Genomic DNA, 17,300 nt, shown 5'->3' with positions numbered 1-17,300 from the left:
CTGAGCTTGTCGAAGCCTTGCGCAGCTGCTTGGGCAGCCCTGTCCTGAGCCTGTCGGAGGGCTCAGCGTGAACGGGTCAGATGGGCTCAGACCGAATCAAGAACACCCGCCCTTTTTGCATTGAGAGCGCTCGTCGCAAGAGCGCTGAAACAACCGAAGGTGTACGCATGCGCCGATCCATTGCCACCGTCTCCTTGAGCGGAACCCTGCACCAGAAGCTTGAAGCCATTGCCGCTGCGCGGTTTGATGGCATTGAGCTGTTTGAGCCCGACTTCATCAGCTTCACCGGCAGCGCGCGCGAGTTGCGCCAGCAAGCCGCCGACCTGGGCCTGGGCATTGACCTGTACCAGCCGTTTCGCGACTTTGAAGGCATGCCGGATGATCTGTTCCGCCGCAGCCTGGACCGTGCCGAACGCAAGTTTGACGTGATGCAGGAGCTGGGCTGCCCGCTGATGCTGGTGTGCTCCAACACCTCGCCTGCATCGCTGGGCGATGCCGAGCGCGCCGCAGCGCAACTGCATGAGTTGGCCGAACGCGCCAGCCGCCGCAACCTGCGCATTGGCTACGAGGCGCTGGCCTGGGGCAAGTGGGTCAACCTGTACCAACAGGCGTGGAACATTGTTGAAAAGGCCGACCATCCGCACCTGGGGCTGATCCTGGACAGCTTCCACACCCTGTCGCTGCGCGACGACCCGATGGGCATTGCCGACATTCCGGGCGACCGCATCTTCTTTGTGCAGATGGCCGACGCGCCGCTGCTGGCGATGGACGTGCTCCAGTGGGCGCGGCACCACCGCAACTTCCCCGGCCAGGGGCAACTGGATGTGGTGACGTTTTTTGAGCAGGCGCTGCTGGCGGGCTACCAGGGCAACCTGTCGCTCGAAATCTTCAACGACGTGTTCCGCGAAACGCCCAACCGCCGCACGGCCTTGGACGCTATGCGCTCGCTGCTGTTTTTAGAGAGCGAATGCAAGAACCGCCTGATGGCCCGCACGCAGGCCACGTCGAGCGAGGCCCGGGCCCCCGCCGCCACCCGTGCGCTGCAGCGGCTGGACCTGGCCGCACCGCCTGCCGTGCAGCCCGTGGGCGGCTTCAGCTTCATCGAGTTTGGTGTGGACGAGCCCACGGGCCACGCGCTGGCCAGCACCTTCACCGCCCTGGGCTTTGAGCACACGGGCCGCCACCGCAGCAAGGCGGTGGATTTGTACTGCCAGGGCGATATCCAGTTCGTCATCAACACCCAGCCGGGCTCGGAGGCCCGCCAGCGCTTTGACGAGCTGGGCCCCTCGGTGTGCGCCATGGGCTTGGTCGCGCCCGACCCGGTGCAGGCCGCCAACCGCGCAGTCGCCCTGCTGTCGGCCCGGCATGTGAGCCCGCTGGGGCCGAATGAGCTGCAACTACCCGCCATCATCTCGCCCGGCGGCGCGGTGGTGCACTTTGTGCACGGGGGCTCCACGCTGGACGCTGACTTTGTGGCGCCCGTGCCCCGCGCGCCTGTGCCCGCGCAGTGCGGCCTGACGCATGTGGACCACATGGCGCTGGCGCTGGCCAACGACCAGCTCGACACCTGGACGCTGTTTGCCCAATCCATCCTTGGCCTGAACGCGGGCGAGAGCCTGGAGCTGGCCGACCCGTTTGGGCTGATCCGCAGTTGTGCGCTCACCAATGCAGAGCGCAGCCTGCGCCTGGTGCTCAATGTCTCCAAAAGCCAGCGCACGCGCACGGCGCAGCAGGTGCGGGCCACGGGCCGATCGGGCGGCGGCGTGCACCACATCGCGCTGGCCACGAACGACATCTTTGCCACCGTGCAGCGCCTGGCGGCCCAGGGCGTGAAGTGGGTGCCCATCAGCCCCAATTACTACGACGACCTGCTGGCCCGCCTGGACCTGGACGAGGCCCTGGTGCGCCGCATGCAGGCGCTGAACATCGTGGCCGATGTGTCGCCGGGCGGCGGGCGCTTTTTGCACGCCTACACCGAGCCCTTTGCCGACCGCTTTTTCTTTGAAGTGGTGCAACGCGAAGGCGGCTACGACGGCTATGGCGCCGTGAACGCAGCCGTGCGCATGGCTGCGCAAGAGCAGGCGCAGTACGCAGACGCGGGCCGCTGAGGGTTCGGGGAGGGTGGGGACGGCAGTGCCTTGCTGGCCGCAGCGAGGGGAAATTGCCCCCTCTCCCCTCGCGGGAGAGGGTTGGGGAGAGGGGCTGTACAAGCACCGCGCCTGTTTCACCCCCTCTCCCCGGCCCTCTCCCACCAGGGGAGAGGGAGTGAGGGCCATCGGTTATCGGTGGCTCATCAGCAAAAATGACCGCTAGCGCTTGCAGAATAAGCGCAAGCAGCTATTGATTTGATAGTGAATTGGCAGGTGATCACAGACACGGCCCAGCCCCGCGCCCCTACCGCGTAGGCGGGTGGGACGCATCTGCTCTGCCTGTTTGCGCCACCACTGCGCCTGTTCGGTGGTGCGCCGGGCGCGTAAAGTCGCAGGCGGCCGCAGGCCTTGCTCTGTGTTTGTGCCGTCCCCTACAAGCCTCCACACAACGACCCCATGACCGAATTTGTTCGCACCCGGCTGCGCGCCCTGGCGCTGTGGGGCGTTGCCCTGGCCTGCAGTGCTGCAGGGGCTGCGCCCGGCGCTGTGGATGCCGCTGGCGTCCAGCCCGTACCCGCTGCCGCTGCGCCAACTGCTTTGCCATCGGGCATGGCATCGCGCGTGCTGGCCTGCACCGCTTGCCACGGCAAAGAAGGGCGCGCCACGCCCGAAGGCTACTTCCCGCGCATCGCAGGCAAGCCCGCAGGCTACCTGGCCAACCAGTTGCTCAACTTCCGCGACGGGCGGCGCAGCTACCCGCAGATGGCTTACCTGTTGGAGCACCTGAGCGACGACTACCTGCGCGAGATGGCCGCCCACTTTGCGGCGCTGGACGTGCCTTACCCCCCGCCGCCAGCACCCCAAGGCGCCCCCGCGCAACTCGAACAAGGCCGCAAGCTGGTGCAGCAGGGCGACGTGGCGCGAAAGATTCCGGCCTGCATGCAGTGCCACGGTGCGGCCCTGACAGGGGTGACCCCGTCCATCCCCGGCCTGCTGGGCCTGCCGCGTGACTATGTCAACAGCCAGCTCGGCGCCTGGAAGACCGGCCAGCGCAAGGCCCATGCGCCCGACTGCATGGCCGATGTGGCCCGCCAGCTCACGCCCGAGGATGTGAGTGCGGTGTCTGCTTGGCTGGCCGCGCAGCCGGTGCCCGGGCACGGCAAGCCCGCCACCCGCCTGCTTGCGCCCATGCCCGTGCGCTGCGGCGGTGTGGCCGAAGGAGGCCGCCCATGAAGCTGATGAACCTGCAGCGACTTTTGCGGTGGGTGTCCGGCACCCTGGCCACGGTGGGTGTGGCCGCTGCCGCCATCGTGGCGCTGAACCTGCGCGGCGAAGCCCCTTTGCCCACGGCCGAGACCCTGCAGACCACCCCCGCGCTGGTGGCGCAGGGCGAGTACCTGGCCCGCGTGGGCAATTGCATGGCCTGCCACACCGCCCAGGGCGGGGCAGCATGGGCCGGTGGCCGGGGCATTGAGACGCCGTTTGGCATGATTTACAGCCCCAACCTCACGCCTGACAAAGCCACGGGCCTGGGCGCGTGGACATCGGCCGAGTTCTGGCGCGCCCTGCACCACGGGCGCAGCAAGGATGGGCGCCTGCTGTATCCGGCGTTTCCGTACCCCAGCTACACGCACGTCACGCGTGAAGACTCGGACGCCCTCTACGCTTATCTGCAAAGCCTGAAGCCCTTGGCGCAGGCCAACCAGGCGCACGCTCTGCGCTTTCCGTACAGCACCCAGGCGGCGCTGGGGGTGTGGCGGGCGCTGTTCTTTGCGCCCGGTGCCCCGGCGGCGCAGGCGGCCTCTGCAACTACCACCACCGCTCCCGACTACCAACGAGGTGCTTACCTCGTCAACGGCCTGGGCCACTGTGCGGCTTGCCATACGCCGCGCAACGCATGGGGTGCCACGCGCGATGGGCAGGCGCTCGCCGGGGGGCTCATCCCTGTGCAGAACTGGCTGGCCCCGGCGCTCACCGACCCCGCCCAGGCGGGCGTGCAGGCTTGGAGCGAGGCCGATGTGGTGGCGCTGCTCCAAACGGGCGTGGCCCCGCACGGCTCAGTCATTGGCCCCATGGCCGAGGTGGTGTTCCGCAGCACCCAGTACCTGAGCGATGCCGATGCCCGTGCCATGGCCGTGTACCTCAAAGCTCTGCCGCGGCAGGCCAAGGAGCCATCCGCGCCGCCAGCGCCACCCGCCGCATCGGCCATGGCGCGCGGGGCCAAGGTGTACGAAGCCCAGTGCGCCCAGTGCCACGGCGCGCAAGGGCAGGGCGCGAAGGACGAGGCGGGGCAACCCGCCTTCCCGCCCCTGGCGGGCAACCGTGCCGTGGTGCTGGCCGATCCGACCAACCTGGTGCGCGTGGTGCTGCAGGGCGGCTACCTGCCCGCCACGGCGGGCAACCCGCGCCCGCATGGCATGCAGCCCTTTCAGCACCTGCTGGGCGATGAGGACGTGGCCGCCGTGGCCACCTTTGTGCGAAACAGCTGGGGCAACCAGGCCGCCAGTGTGGGTACCATCGAGGTTTACCGCGCCCGCGAACGGCGCAGTCCGTGATCCCGTTGTAGCCCTGGCCCTTGCTTTGCGGGCTTGAGGAGTTGACCCGATGCCCAGCCCTGCCGCCCTGCCTGTTGAATCCCACGCTGCCACCCCTTCCACCCCCCAGCCCAGCGGTTGGTGGGCCGTGTGCCTATGCGCGGGCTGGTGCGGCACCTGCCGCGACTATCGGGCACTGTTTGACACCCTGGCCCAGGCCCACCCCGATGTGCGCTTTGAATGGGTGGACATTGAGGACGAATCGGAGCTGGCAGGCGACCTGGATGTGGAGACCTTCCCCACGCTGTTGATTGCCGATGGGCGCAAGGCGCATTTTTTGGGCCCCTTGCTGCCCCAGGCCGCCGTGCTCGATCGATTGCTGGCCACCCTGCGCAGCGGTGCCCCTTCTGGCGCCGCCACCGACCCCATGGCGCAAGAGGTGTTTGACCGCGTGCGTGCAGACCGCACCGTGGCGGGTGCTTGATGCTACTAAATGTATAGCTTCTGGCGCTTATTTATCAAGCGATAGAAGCCATTTTGACTTGTAATGTCTGACACCTTCTGGTTCGATCCCGACTCTTTGCGTGCCTTGTGCGAGGACGGCCCCTGGATGCGCGGCAAGGCCTTGCTGGCACAAGGTTTGGTGGGCGAGCCGGACATTGAACCAATGGACGAAGGCTGGCGGATACAGGCCCTGGTGCAGGGCACGCAGCACCTACCGTATGAGGTGGCCGTCACCATGGCGGTGATGCCCGATGGTCAGGTGGACTACTGGCGCAGCGTGTGTGACTGCCCCGTGGGTCGCCAGTGCAAGCATGCCGTGGCGTTGATGCTCAAGGCGGCCCGCCTGCCGCTGAGCGATGAAGCCCGCGCTGCTGCGGCCCCGCGCAAGGGGGTGAGCGCGGCTGCAGCCTCCTTGTCGGCCCGCGAGCGCATGGCCGCCGTGCAGCAGGCCGAGGCGCAAACCCAGCTGGTGAACTGGCTGGCCGCACTGGACCGCGTTGCCGGGGGCGATGTCGTGCTCAGCCCCACCGACCGCAGCGTGCGGCCTGAGCAGTATCTGTATCTGGCGTCAGTGGTGGGCGGGGCGCGCCAGCCCACCCAGTTGCAGCTCGAAGCCGTGGTGTCCTACCCCAAGCTGACCGGCGGCTGGGCCAAGCCCAAGCAAGTGCGCACCCAGCCCGCCAAGGGCCAGGCGGTGTACGACCAGGCCAGCGAGACCGATCGCCAGGTGCTTCAACTGCTGCGCGCCATGCCACGCAGCCAGGGGTATTACTCGGCCTACAGCGGCGCGCCCTGCGCGGTGCTGGAGGGGCAGGTGGGCTTGCTGGCGCTGCAGCAGGCGGCCAGCACCGGGCGGCTGTTTGCAGATGCGGGCGGCTCCACCGTGGGTGAGCCGCTGCGCTTTGCCCCCGCGCGCGCCTTGCAGTGGCTGTGGCGCGAAGTGCCCGCGCAGCCCGGTGCCTTGTCGGCCGAGCCCGCCTGGCAACTGCGCGCCGCCCTGGCGGGCGATGGCGGCACGCTGTGCCATAACAGCCCGCCCTTGTTCGTCGACGCCGAGCGGGGCGAATGCGGGCCGGTGGACCTGGGCGCCGTCTCTGCCGCCCAATTGGAGGTGCTGCTCAAGGCCCCCGCACTGCGGGTGTCGGCCATCGAAAAGTACCAGGACGAAATGGCCCGCAGCCTGCCCCATGTGCCGCTGCCCCCGGTGGTGCAGGGTGTGCAGCGGGTGCAGGGCGTCGTGCCCCGGCCCTGTTTGTACCTGGCCCCCACGCCGCTGGCCCAACGGCCCACGCTGGGTCTGGTGATGGCGCGGCTCACCTTTGACTACGCAGGCCACCGGGGCTGGTGGCCGGGGCAGGGCGCGCAGGTGATGGTGGCGCCGCTGGACGGGGGCGATGGCCCCAAGGTGCTGCTGCAGCGCCACCCGCAGGCAGAGCTGGAGGCGATCCAGAAACTGATGGCGCTGGGCCTGCTGGCCGCCGATGATGGCGTGTTTGGCCTGCCCGGCGAGCGTTCGCAGCAGGCCTGGATGCCCTGGGCCGATGCGGGCTTTGTGGTGTTCAGCGAGGCAGGGTTTGACGTGACCCAGGACCCAGCCTTGCAGGGCTGGGTGAGTCATGCGCAAAACCTGACGGTGGCGCTGGCACCGCAGTCGGTGGCCGTTGCGCCGCCGGCGGTGCTGGCGGGGAGTGGCGATACAGGCGAGCCGCTCAGCCCGTTTGCACAGGTTGCCCGGAGCGAGCGCGAGGCAGGGGGCGATGGAGTGCCCGATGCCCTTCTTGACGAAGTGGCAGACACTTCGCCCTGGTTCTCGCTGTCGCTGGGTGTGGAGCTGGACGGCCAACGCCACAACGTGCTGCCCTGGCTGCCCGACCTGATCGCCCAGGCGGCGCAGCACCCGCCCGACCCCGCCACCGGGCAGCCGCAGCTGCCGCCGTTTGTGTATGTGCCGCGTGGCGACGCGCAGGGTGGCTTTGTGCGCCTGCCCACCGAGCCACTGCGCCCCTGGCTGGCCGCCTTGCTCGAACTGGTGGGCGAGCGGGGGGGGGATTTTGCCCAGCCCAGCCTGCGCCTGTCGCGGCTGGAGGCCTTGCGCGCCAGCGCCGCCCTGGGTGAAGGCGCGGTGTGGCAGGGCGCGGCTGCGCTGCAGGCCCTGGTGCGGCAGCTGCAGGGCGCCAGCCCCATTGCCGAAGTACCCGTGCCCGCCAGCGTGAACGCCAGCCTGCGCCCGTACCAGCAGCAGGGGCTGAACTGGCTGCAGTTTTTGCGGGCCCAGGGCCTGGGCGGCATCTTGGCCGATGACATGGGCCTGGGCAAAACGCTGCAGACGCTGGCCCACATCCAGGTTGAAAAGGACGCGGGCCGCCTCACAGCCCCGGCGCTGGTGATTGCCCCGGTGAGCCTGATGGGCAACTGGCACAGCGAGGCCGCGCGCTTTTGCCCCGGTCTGCGCAGCCTGGTGCTGCACGGCGCTGGCCGCCATGAACTGGCCGATTCGGTGGCCGAGCACGACCTGGTCATCGCCCCCTATTCGCTGTTGCAGCGCGACCGCGAACGATGGCTGCAACTGCAATGGCACTTGGTGGTGCTGGACGAGGCGCAGAACATCAAGAACGCCAGCACCAACGCGGCCCAGGTGGTGTCTGCGCTGCAGGCGCGCCACAGGCTGTGCCTTTCGGGCACGCCCATGGAAAACCACCTGGGCGAGATCTGGAGCCTTTTTCACTTCCTCATGCCCGGCTTTTTGGGCAGCCAGCAGCGGTTTCGGGAGCTGTTTCGCAACCCGGTGGAAAAGCAGGGCGACAGCGGGCGCTTGGCGCAATTGCGCGCGCGGGTGGCGCCGTTCATGCTGCGCCGTACCAAGGCGCTTGTGGCGTCTGAGCTGCCACCCAAGGTGGAGACCGTGATGCGCGTGGAGCTGACGGGCGCGCAGGCCGATTTGTACGAAACCATCCGCCTGGGCATGGAAAAGACCGTGCGCGAAGCCTTGCATTCCAAGGGGCTGGCCAAGTCGCAGATCACCATCCTGGATGCGCTGCTCAAGCTGCGCCAGGTGTGCTGCGACCCGCACCTGGTGCCGCTGGAGTCCGCCCGCCAAGTGCGCGAGTCGGCCAAGATGGCGCAGTTGATGGAGCTGCTGCCCGAGATGCTGGCCGAGGGGCGGCGGGTGCTGCTGTTCTCGCAGTTCACCAGCATGCTGGGCTTGATCGAGGCCGAACTCAAGGCCCGGGGCTTGCCCTGGGTCAAGCTCACCGGCCAAAGCCAAAAGCGCGACGAGATCATCCAGCGCTTTACCAGCGGCGAGGTGCCGCTGTTCCTCATCAGCCTGAAGGCGGGCGGTGTGGGGCTGAACCTGCCCCAGGCCGATACCGTCATCCACTACGACCCCTGGTGGAACCCTGCTGCCGAGGCCCAGGCCACCGACCGGGCCCACCGCATCGGCCAGACACAGCGCCTGTGGGTGGTGAAAATGGTGGCCCAGGGCACCATCGAAGAGCGCATTCTGGCGCTGCAAGAGCGCAAGGCACAGCTGGCACAGGCCATTTATGGCGGCGATGCCGCACGCAAGGAGCCGTTGTTCACCGAGGCCGACTTGCACGAACTGCTTTTGCCCCTGTCGGCGCTGTGAGTGCCGTGCGCCTGGGGGGGGAATGCCACGTGCCATGGCATGGAAATGGCCGTTTGGCAACAGGCTGGCTTTGCAAATCAAGGCGTTACAGGCTACAATACGTATCTCACGACCAAGCGGGCGGGTACCAACCGCCCGTTTTTTTTGGCCGTTTGGTTTTGGAGCTCGAAGCTGTCAGAAGGAGAGTCTTCTGGGGGTTATCGGGTTTTTTGTTTTTCCCGGGATTGAACTGAACACGTGGCACTGCAGCAAATCGTCGAACAAATTGTGATCGGTCTGGGCTATGACCTGGTAGAGATTGAGCGCTCTGCCGGTGGCCTGCTGCGCATCACCATTGATTTGCCCTGGGTGGCGCCTGTTGTGGATGCCCCCCAGCCTGTGCTGGATCAGTTTGTTACGGTGGAAGACTGCGAAAAAGTCACCCGCCAGCTGCAATTTGCACTGGAGGTGGATGGCGTTGAATACAAGCGCTTGGAAGTGTCATCCCCAGGCATTGACCGCCCCCTTCGCCACGAGCAGGACTTCGTGCGCTTTGAAGGCTCGGTCATCGACATCACCTTGAAGGCGCCCATGGGTGCAGCAGCGGCGGGCCAAGTCAGTGCCAACCGCAAGAAATTTCGCGGCACGCTCGAGCGCGCCGAGTCCGGGGGCTGGCAGATCGTCTGGAGAGACGAGCCTGCGGTCAAGCCCGGCCAGAAAGTCAGCAAAAAACGGGTGCCAGCACCATTGCAGGCACTGGGCTTTGCCCTGGATGAGTTACGTGATGCGCGCTTGGCGCCCATCGTGGACTTCAAGGGGCGTGCCGGCAAGGCAGAGCAGGGCGCTGCCTGAGCTGTTCAGAACAATTGGGATGGCAGGCTGCCCGCTGGGGTCTGCGTCTTCGGGTGATTGAAATAGGAGAGTCGTCGCATGAATCGCGAATTGTTGATGTTGGTTGAGGCCATTTCGCGCGAGAAGAACGTGGAGCGTGATGTGGTCTTGGGTGCGGTGGAATCGGCCCTGGCCCAGGCTACCAAAAAGCTGTACCAAGGCGAGGTGGACATCCGTGTGTCCATCGATCGCGACAGCGGCAACTACGAGACTTTCCGCCGCTGGTTGGTGGTGCCCGATGACGCCGGTCTGCAAAACCCCGAAGCCGAAGAGCTGCTGATGGATGCCCGCGAGCGCGTGGCCGATATCGAAGTGGGTGAGTACATCGAAGAGGGCGTGGAATCCGTGCCCATCGGTCGCATTGGCGCCATGGCGGCCAAGCAGGTCATCCTGCAAAAGATCCGCGACGCTGAGCGTGAAATGCTGCTCAACGACTTCATGTCGCGTGGCGAAAAGATCTTCACCGGCACCGTCAAGCGCATGGACAAGGGCGACATCATTGTCGAGTCCGGTCGTGTGGAGGGCCGCCTGCGTCGCAGCGAGATGATCCCCAAGGAAAATCTGCGCAGCGGCGACCGTGTGCGCGCCATGATCATGGAAGTGGACCTGACGCTGCGTGGCGCTCCCATCATCCTGTCGCGTTCGGCCCCCGAATTCATGGTTGAGCTCTTCCGCCAGGAAGTGCCCGAAATCGAGCAAGGCCTGCTGGAGATCAAGAACTGCGCCCGTGACCCCGGCTCGCGCGCCAAGATCGCCGTGCTGAGCCACGACAAGCGCGTGGACCCCATCGGCACCTGCGTTGGTGTGCGTGGCACCCGCGTGAACGCCGTGACCAACGAGTTGGCTGGCGAGCGTGTGGACATCGTGCTGTGGTCTGAAGACCCCGCCCAGTTTGTCATTGGCGCGCTGGCGCCTGCCAATGTGTCCTCCATCGTGGTGGACGAAGAAAAACACGCCATGGATGTGGTGGTGGACGAGGAAAACCTTGCCATCGCCATCGGCCGTGGTGGCCAGAATGTGCGCCTGGCTTCCGACCTGACAGGCTGGAAGATCAACATCATGGACGCTGCCGAGTCTGCCCAAAAGCAGGCCAACGAGTCCGATGCCTCGCGCCGTCTGTTCATGGAAAAGCTGGATGTGGACGAAGAAATCGCCGACATCCTGATCTCCGAAGGCTTTGCCACCCTGGAAGAAGTGGCCTATGTGCCTCTGCAGGAAATGCTGGAGATCGAATCGTTTGACGAAGACACCGTGAGCGAGCTGCGTGCCCGCGCCAAGGATGCGCTGCTGACCATGGAAATCGCCCGTGAGGAAAGCGTGGATGAGGTCTCTCAAGACCTGCGCGACCTCGAAGGCATCACCCCCGACCTGATTGCCAAGCTGGCTGAAGGCGGTGTGCACACACGTGACGACCTGGCCGATCTGGCCATTGATGAGCTGACCGACCTGACCGGGCAGTCTGCAGAAGATGCCAAGGCCTTGATCATGAAGGCCCGCGAACATTGGTTCGCGGCGGGGCAAGAGTAAAGGTCAGGGAGGCACGAACCAAATATGTCCAGTAATACTGTCGCCGAGTTCGCAAACGAACTCAAAAAATCGCCTGAAACTCTGCTCGACCAGCTCAAGGCTGCGGGTGTGAGCAAGGCTGCCCCTTCGGATGCCCTGACCGAGCCTGACAAGCAAAAGTTGTTGGCTTACCTACAGGCCAGCCACGGCACCGCTTCGGGTGATCGCAAGAAGATCACCATGGTCAAGAAGTCCACCAGCGAAATCAAGCAGGCCGACGCCACCGGCAAGGCCCGCACGATCCAGGTGGAAGTGCGCAAGAAGCGCACCTTCATCCAGCGCGATGAAGGCGTCGAGTCCGCTGCTGAATCTGCCGCGCCCGCCGTCGAGGAAGCCGTGGTCTCCAGCGAGGACATCGAACTGGCTCGCCGCGAGGAAGAAGCCCGCCGCCAGGCTGAGCTGATTCGCCGCCAAGAGACAGAGCTCGCCGAAAAGCGTGCCGAGCGCGAAGCCCGCGAAAAGCGTGAGCGCGAAGCCGAAGAGCGTGCCGCCGCCTACGCAGCCCAGGAAGCCGAAAAGAAGGCGCAGGCGTCTGCCGTGAAGCAGGAAGCCACCCGCGAACAGGCTGCCGAAGCGGCTGCGCGCAATGCCGCCCAGACCGAAGCCCGCGAGAAGGCCGCTGCCGAATCCAAGGCGCGTGCCGACGAAGAAACTGCGCGCGCTGCCGATCTGGACGCCCGCCGCCGCAAGGCCGAGGCCGAAGCTGCAGCGATCCGCTCCATGATGGCAACGCCCAAGAAGGCGGTCATGGTGGCCAAGAAGCCCGAAGAACCCAAGCCAGTGGCCAAGCCCGCTGCTGTGGGTGACGCCAAGAAGGGCACCTTGCACAAGCCTGCCGTTGGTACCGGCACAGGGCCGCGCAATGCGGGTGCTGCTGCACCTGCTGCGCCTGGCGCAGGGGCTGGCAAGGAAGTCAAATCGGCCAAGCTGTCCTCCAGCTGGGCCAATGACACGGCCAAGAAGAAAGAAATCAAGACCCGCGGTGACAGCAGCGGTGGTGTGGGTCGCAACAACTGGCGTGGTGGTCCTCGTGGCCGCCGTGGCGACAACCGCGATCAGCGTGATGACCACCAGCAATCTGCGCCGGTGGAAGCCCGCATCATTGAAGTGCATGTGCCTGAAACCATAACGGTGGCGGAGCTGGCGCACAAGATGTCGATCAAGGCCTCTGAAGTCATCAAGGCTTTGATGAAGATGGGCCAGATGGTCACCATCAACCAGCCGCTGGACCAAGACACTGCCATGATCGTGGTGGAAGAACTGGGTCACAAGGCTGTGGTGGCGGCACTGGACGATCCAGAAGCCTTCACCGACGAAGATGCAGGCCAGCAAAACGCAGAGTTGCTGCCTCGTGCCCCTGTGGTGACCGTCATGGGCCACGTGGACCACGGCAAGACCTCGCTGCTGGACTACATCCGCCGCGCCAAGGTGGCTGCGGGCGAAGCCGGTGGCATTACGCAGCACATTGGTGCCTACCACGTGGAAACTCCACGCGGCATGGTGTCGTTCCTCGATACCCCCGGTCACGAGGCCTTCACGGCGATGCGTGCCCGCGGTGCCCAGGCCACCGACATCGTGATTCTGGTGGTGGCCGCGGACGACGGCGTCATGCCCCAGACCAAGGAAGCCATCAAGCACGCCAAGGCGGCTGGTGTTCCTATCGTGGTGGCCATTACCAAGGCCGACAAGCCCGATGCCAACCCAGATCGCGTCAAGCAAGAGCTGGTGGTGGAAGAGGTGGTGCCGGAAGAATACGGTGGTGATTCGCCGTTCGTGCCTGTGTCTTCCAAGACGGGTATGGGCATTGACGCACTGCTGGAGCAAGTGTTGCTGCAGGCCGAAGTGCTGGAGCTGAAGGCACCGGTGGAATCGCTGGCCAAGGGCCTTGTGATCGAAGCCCAATTGGACAAGGGCCGCGGCCCCGTGGCCACGGTGCTGGTGCAATCCGGTACGCTCAAGGTGGGTGACATTGTGTTGGCAGGCCAGACCTATGGCCGCGTGCGTGCCATGCTGGACGAAAACGGCAAGGTCGCTAAGACCGCAGGTCCTTCGATCCCGGTGGAAATCCAGGGTCTGACGGAAGTGCCACAAGCCGGTGACGACTTTATGGTCATGACCGACGAGCGCCGTGCGCGCGAAATCGCCACCTACCGTGCTGGCAAGTTCCGCAACACCAAGCTGGCCAAGCAGCAAGCCGCCAAGCTGGAAAACATGTTTGCCGACATGACGGCGGGCGAGGTCAAGACCCTGCCCATCATCGTCAAGGCCGACGTGCAGGGTTCGCAGGAAGCTTTGTCGCAATCGTTGCTCAAGCTCTCGACCGACGAAATCAAGGTCCAACTGGTGTACGCCGGTGTGGGTGGTATCAGCGAGTCCGACATCAACCTGGCGATCGCCTCCAAGGCCATCGTGATTGGCTTCAATGTGCGTGCCGATGCCGGCGCTCGCAAGACAGCCGAAGGCAATGGCGTGGACCTGCATTACTACAGCATCATTTACGACGCTGTGGACGAGCTCAAGGTCGCTATGTCGGGCATGCTGGCCCCAGAGCAACGCGAGGAGATCATTGGTACGGCCGAAATCCGCACTGTGTTCGTGGCAACGAAGATCGGCACGATTGCCGGTTCGTACATCACGTCCGGTATGGTGCACCGCAATGCCCGCTTCCGTCTGCTGCGTGAAAATGTCGTGGTCTACACCGGCGAGGTCGATTCGATCAAGCGCCTCAAGGACGACGTCCGTGATGTCAAGGAAGGTTTTGAGTGCGGTATCAAACTCAAGAACTACAACGACATCAAGGAAGGCGATCACCTCGAATTCTTTGACATCAAGGAAATTGCCCGGACGCTGTAAGGCGACCCGAGTAAGAGCGACGACGATATGGCAGCGAAGAAATCCTCCACTCCCAACCGCGCCTTCAAGGTAGCCGATCAGATCCAACGCGATCTGACGGAATTGATCGCGCGCGAGTTGAAAGACCCGCGCGTGGGCATGGTGACGCTGCAGGGTGTGGAGGTCACTCCTGATTACGCCCACGCCAAGGTGTTCTTCAGCCTGCTCACGGGCGACCCTGTGGAGACACAGGTGGCGCTGAACCAGGCCGCAGGCTTTTTGCGCAATGGTTTGTTCAAGCGCTTGCACATCCATACGGTGCCCACGCTGCACTTCATGTTCGATCGCACCTCTGAGCGGGCGGCCGATATGAATGCGCTGATTGCGCGCGCCGTGGCTTCTCGCGCCAAAGACGACGAGGAAGCATGACCGAGCGCGCTCCCCGCATCCGGGTGCAGCGGCGCCCGGTGCACGGAGTGCTGCTGCTCGATAAACCCCTGGGCCTGTCCAGTAACGACGCCTTGCAAAAGGCGAAGTGGCTGCTGCGCGCCGAAAAAGCGGGCCATACCGGCACGCTGGACCCGCTGGCTTCCGGCGTGCTACCGCTGTGCTTTGGTGCTGCCACCAAGTTCAGCCAGTTGCAGTTAGAGGCGGCCAAAACCTACGAAGCCATTGCGCTGCTGGGCACCACCACCACCACCGGCGACGCCGAGGGGGATGTGCTGGAGCGCCGCGACGTGCTGCCCGAGCAGGTGACGCCAGAGCGCATCGCTGCCGTACAGCAACAGTTCACGGGCCCGATCAGCCAGGTGCCGCCCATGCACAGTGCGCTGAAGAAGGACGGCAAGGCGCTGTACGAATATGCCCGTGCAGGCATTGCCGTAGAGCGCGAAGCGCGCAATGTGGTCATTCATGCATTGAAATTGACCCTGGTGCATACAGATCAAGCGCAGGTAGCTATCAAAATGATAGTGACTTGCAGCAAGGGGACGTACATCCGTACCCTGGGGGAAGACATTGGTGCTGCGCTGGGGGTCGGGGCTCACCTGACCTTTTTGCGCCGCATTGATACGGGGGGCCTTGGCATTGAGCGCTGCGTCACACTGGCGCAGCTGGAGGCCATGGACGAGGCAGGGCGTCTGGCCTGCCTGGAGCCCCCTGAGTCGCTGCTGGTGGGGCACACGCGTGTCACGTTGGACGGCGACAATGCGGCCCGGTTCCTGTCGGGCGTGCGCCGCCGTGGAGCTTGGCCTGACGCCAGTGCCGTGGCGGTTTTTGGCGACAAGCCTTCGGCACTGCTGGGGGTGGGCCATATCGTTGGCGGGGAGCTGGTGCCGGGCAGGCTCCTGAGTCCGCTGGAAATTCAACAAATTTTGGAAAGCACGCCGCAACCACAGGCCAGCGGCACATTGGAAAAACTATGACTAAACAAATCCGCAATATCGCGATCATTGCCCACGTTGACCATGGCAAAACCACCATGGTTGACCAGCTGCTGCGCCAGTCCGGCACCTTTGCCGACCACGAAAAGGTCGTCGACACGGTGATGGACAACAACGCGATTGAAAAAGAGCGTGGCATCACCATCCTGGCCAAAAACTGCGCCGTGAGCTGGAAGGGCACGCACATCAACATCGTGGACACCCCTGGTCACGCGGACTTCGGCGGTGAAGTGGAGCGCGCCCTGTCCATGGTGGACAGCGTGGTGTTGCTGATCGACGCGCAAGAAGGCCCCATGCCCCAAACGCGTTTCGTGACCAAGAAGGCCCTGGCCTTGGGCCTGCGCCCCATTCTGGTTGTGAACAAGGTGGACAAGCCCGGTGCCAACCCCGACAAGGTCGTGAACGCTGCGTTCGACCTGTTCGACAAGTTGGGCGCGACCGACGAACAACTCGACTTCCCCGTGGTGTATGCCTCGGGTATCAACGGCTGGTCTTCGCTGGAAGAAGGCGCTCCTGGCGAGCAGTGGGGCCCCGACATGTCGGCCCTGTTCGACACCATCCTCAAGCACGTGCCCCCGAACACGGGTGATGCGAGCGCGCCACTGCAACTGCAAATCTCGGCGCTGGACTTCTCCACCTTCGTGGGCCGCATCGGCGTGGGCCGTATCAGCCAGGGTACGCTGAAGCCCATGATGGACGTGGTCGTCATGGAAGGCCCTGATGGCAAGGCCGTCAAGGGCCGTGTGAACCAGGTGCTGACCTTCCAGGGTCTGGACCGTATGCAGACGCCGATGGCTGGCCCTGGCGACATCGTGCTGATCAACGGCATCGAAGACATCGGTATCGGCGTGACCGTGACCGACCCGGCCAACCCCGCACCGCTGCCCATGCTGAAGGTGGACGAGCCCACGCTGACCATGAACTTCTGCGTGAACACCTCGCCTCTGGCAGGTCGCGAAGGCAAGTTCGTGACGAGCCGCCAGATCTGGGACCGTCTGCAAAAGGAACTGCAGCACAACGTGGCCCTGCGCGTGAAGGAAACCGACGAAGAAGGTATTTTTGAAGTGATGGGCCGTGGTGAACTGCACCTGACCATCCTGCTGGAAAACATGCGCCGCGAAGGTTACGAGCTGGCTGTGTCCAAGCCCCGCGTGGTGTTCAAGGAAATCAATGGCGAGAAGTGCGAGCCTATCGAGCTGGTGACTGCCGACATTGAAGAAGGCCACCAAGGCGGCGTGATGCAAGCCCTGGGCGAGCGCAAGGGCGAGCTGGTGAACATGGAGTCCGACGGCCGTGGCCGCGTGCGCCTGGAATACCGCATCCCGGCCCGTGGCCTGATCGGTTTCACCAACGAATTCCTGAACCTGACGCGCGGTTCCGGCCTGATCTCCAACATCTTCGACAGCTACGAGCCGCACAAGGGCGACATCGGTGGCCGCAAGAACGGCGTGCTGATCTCCATGGACGATGGTGAAATCTTCACCTACGCTCTGGGCAAGCTGGACGACCGTGGCCGCATGTTCGTGAAGGCGAACGACCCCGTGTACGAAGGCATGATCGTCGGCATCCACAGCCGCGACAACGACCTGATCGTGAACGCCACGCGCACCAAGCAGCTGACCAACTTCCGCGTCTCCGGCAAGGAAGACGCGATCAAGATCACGCCCCCGATCGACCTCACGCTGGAATACGGCGTGGAATTCATCGAGGACGACGAACTGGTCGAAATCACGCCCAAGAGCGTGCGCCTGCGCAAGCGCCACCTGACCGAAAACGAGCGCAAGCGCGCTGGCCGTTCCTGAGCGGACCGGTGAAGCACGCGCACTGAGCCTTT

General features: G+C 64.8%; 11 protein-coding genes. All 11 read left to right on the top strand.

Annotated features, from left to right (window positions below; genetic code table 11):
* Positions 1-167 precede the first annotated feature (167 nt).
* Complete coding sequence (locus C8C98_RS00815) at positions 168-2,108, top strand: bifunctional sugar phosphate isomerase/epimerase/4-hydroxyphenylpyruvate dioxygenase family protein (protein ID WP_121455939.1); 1,941 nt, start codon at positions 168-170, stop codon at positions 2,106-2,108.
* A 438-nt stretch (positions 2,109-2,546) separates the two neighbouring features.
* On the top strand, positions 2,547-3,323 hold the full coding sequence (locus C8C98_RS00810; protein WP_121452746.1) for a c-type cytochrome: 777 nt from the start codon (positions 2,547-2,549) through the stop codon (positions 3,321-3,323).
* A 5-nt stretch (positions 3,324-3,328) separates the two neighbouring features.
* Complete coding sequence (locus tag C8C98_RS00805) at positions 3,329-4,645, top strand: c-type cytochrome (protein WP_199726629.1); 1,317 nt, start codon at positions 3,329-3,331, stop codon at positions 4,643-4,645.
* A 49-nt stretch (positions 4,646-4,694) separates the two neighbouring features.
* Complete coding sequence (locus tag C8C98_RS00800; protein WP_121452745.1) at positions 4,695-5,108, top strand: thioredoxin family protein; 414 nt, start codon at positions 4,695-4,697, stop codon at positions 5,106-5,108.
* Between the two features lie 63 nt (positions 5,109-5,171).
* On the top strand, positions 5,172-8,756 hold the full coding sequence (locus C8C98_RS00795) for a DEAD/DEAH box helicase (protein ID WP_121452744.1): 3,585 nt from the start codon (positions 5,172-5,174) through the stop codon (positions 8,754-8,756).
* 237 nt (positions 8,757-8,993) lie between these two features.
* Complete coding sequence (gene rimP / locus C8C98_RS00790; protein ID WP_099656012.1) at positions 8,994-9,587, top strand: ribosome maturation factor RimP; 594 nt, start codon at positions 8,994-8,996, stop codon at positions 9,585-9,587.
* A gap of 78 nt (positions 9,588-9,665) precedes the next feature.
* On the top strand, positions 9,666-11,153 hold the full coding sequence (gene nusA, locus C8C98_RS00785; protein WP_121452743.1) for a transcription termination factor NusA: 1,488 nt from the start codon (positions 9,666-9,668) through the stop codon (positions 11,151-11,153).
* A gap of 24 nt (positions 11,154-11,177) precedes the next feature.
* A complete protein-coding gene (infB, locus tag C8C98_RS00780) occupies positions 11,178-14,045 on the top strand; it encodes a translation initiation factor IF-2 (protein ID WP_121452742.1) in 2,868 nt (955 codons plus the stop codon).
* 27 nt (positions 14,046-14,072) lie between these two features.
* On the top strand, positions 14,073-14,453 hold the full coding sequence (rbfA, locus tag C8C98_RS00775) for a 30S ribosome-binding factor RbfA (protein WP_099656009.1): 381 nt from the start codon (positions 14,073-14,075) through the stop codon (positions 14,451-14,453).
* Entirely contained in the window at positions 14,450-15,448 is a 999-nt protein-coding gene (gene truB, locus C8C98_RS00770) for a tRNA pseudouridine(55) synthase TruB (RefSeq protein ID WP_121452741.1), read from the top strand. The genes rbfA and truB overlap by 4 nt, the downstream gene beginning before the upstream one ends.
* Positions 15,445-17,268 carry a translational GTPase TypA gene (gene typA, locus C8C98_RS00765; protein WP_099656007.1) on the top strand — a complete coding sequence of 608 codons (1,824 nt, stop codon included), beginning with the start codon at positions 15,445-15,447 and terminating at the stop codon, positions 17,266-17,268. Before truB ends, typA begins: the two co-directional genes overlap by 4 nt.
* Positions 17,269-17,300: the final 32 nt, after the last annotated feature.

It is taken from the genome of Acidovorax sp. 106 (genome assembly GCF_003663825.1).
Lineage (GTDB): Bacteria > Pseudomonadota > Gammaproteobacteria > Burkholderiales > Burkholderiaceae_C > Acidovorax.
The sequence above is the reverse complement of the archived record's forward strand: the minus strand, read 5'-3'. Positions and strand labels throughout refer to the sequence as shown.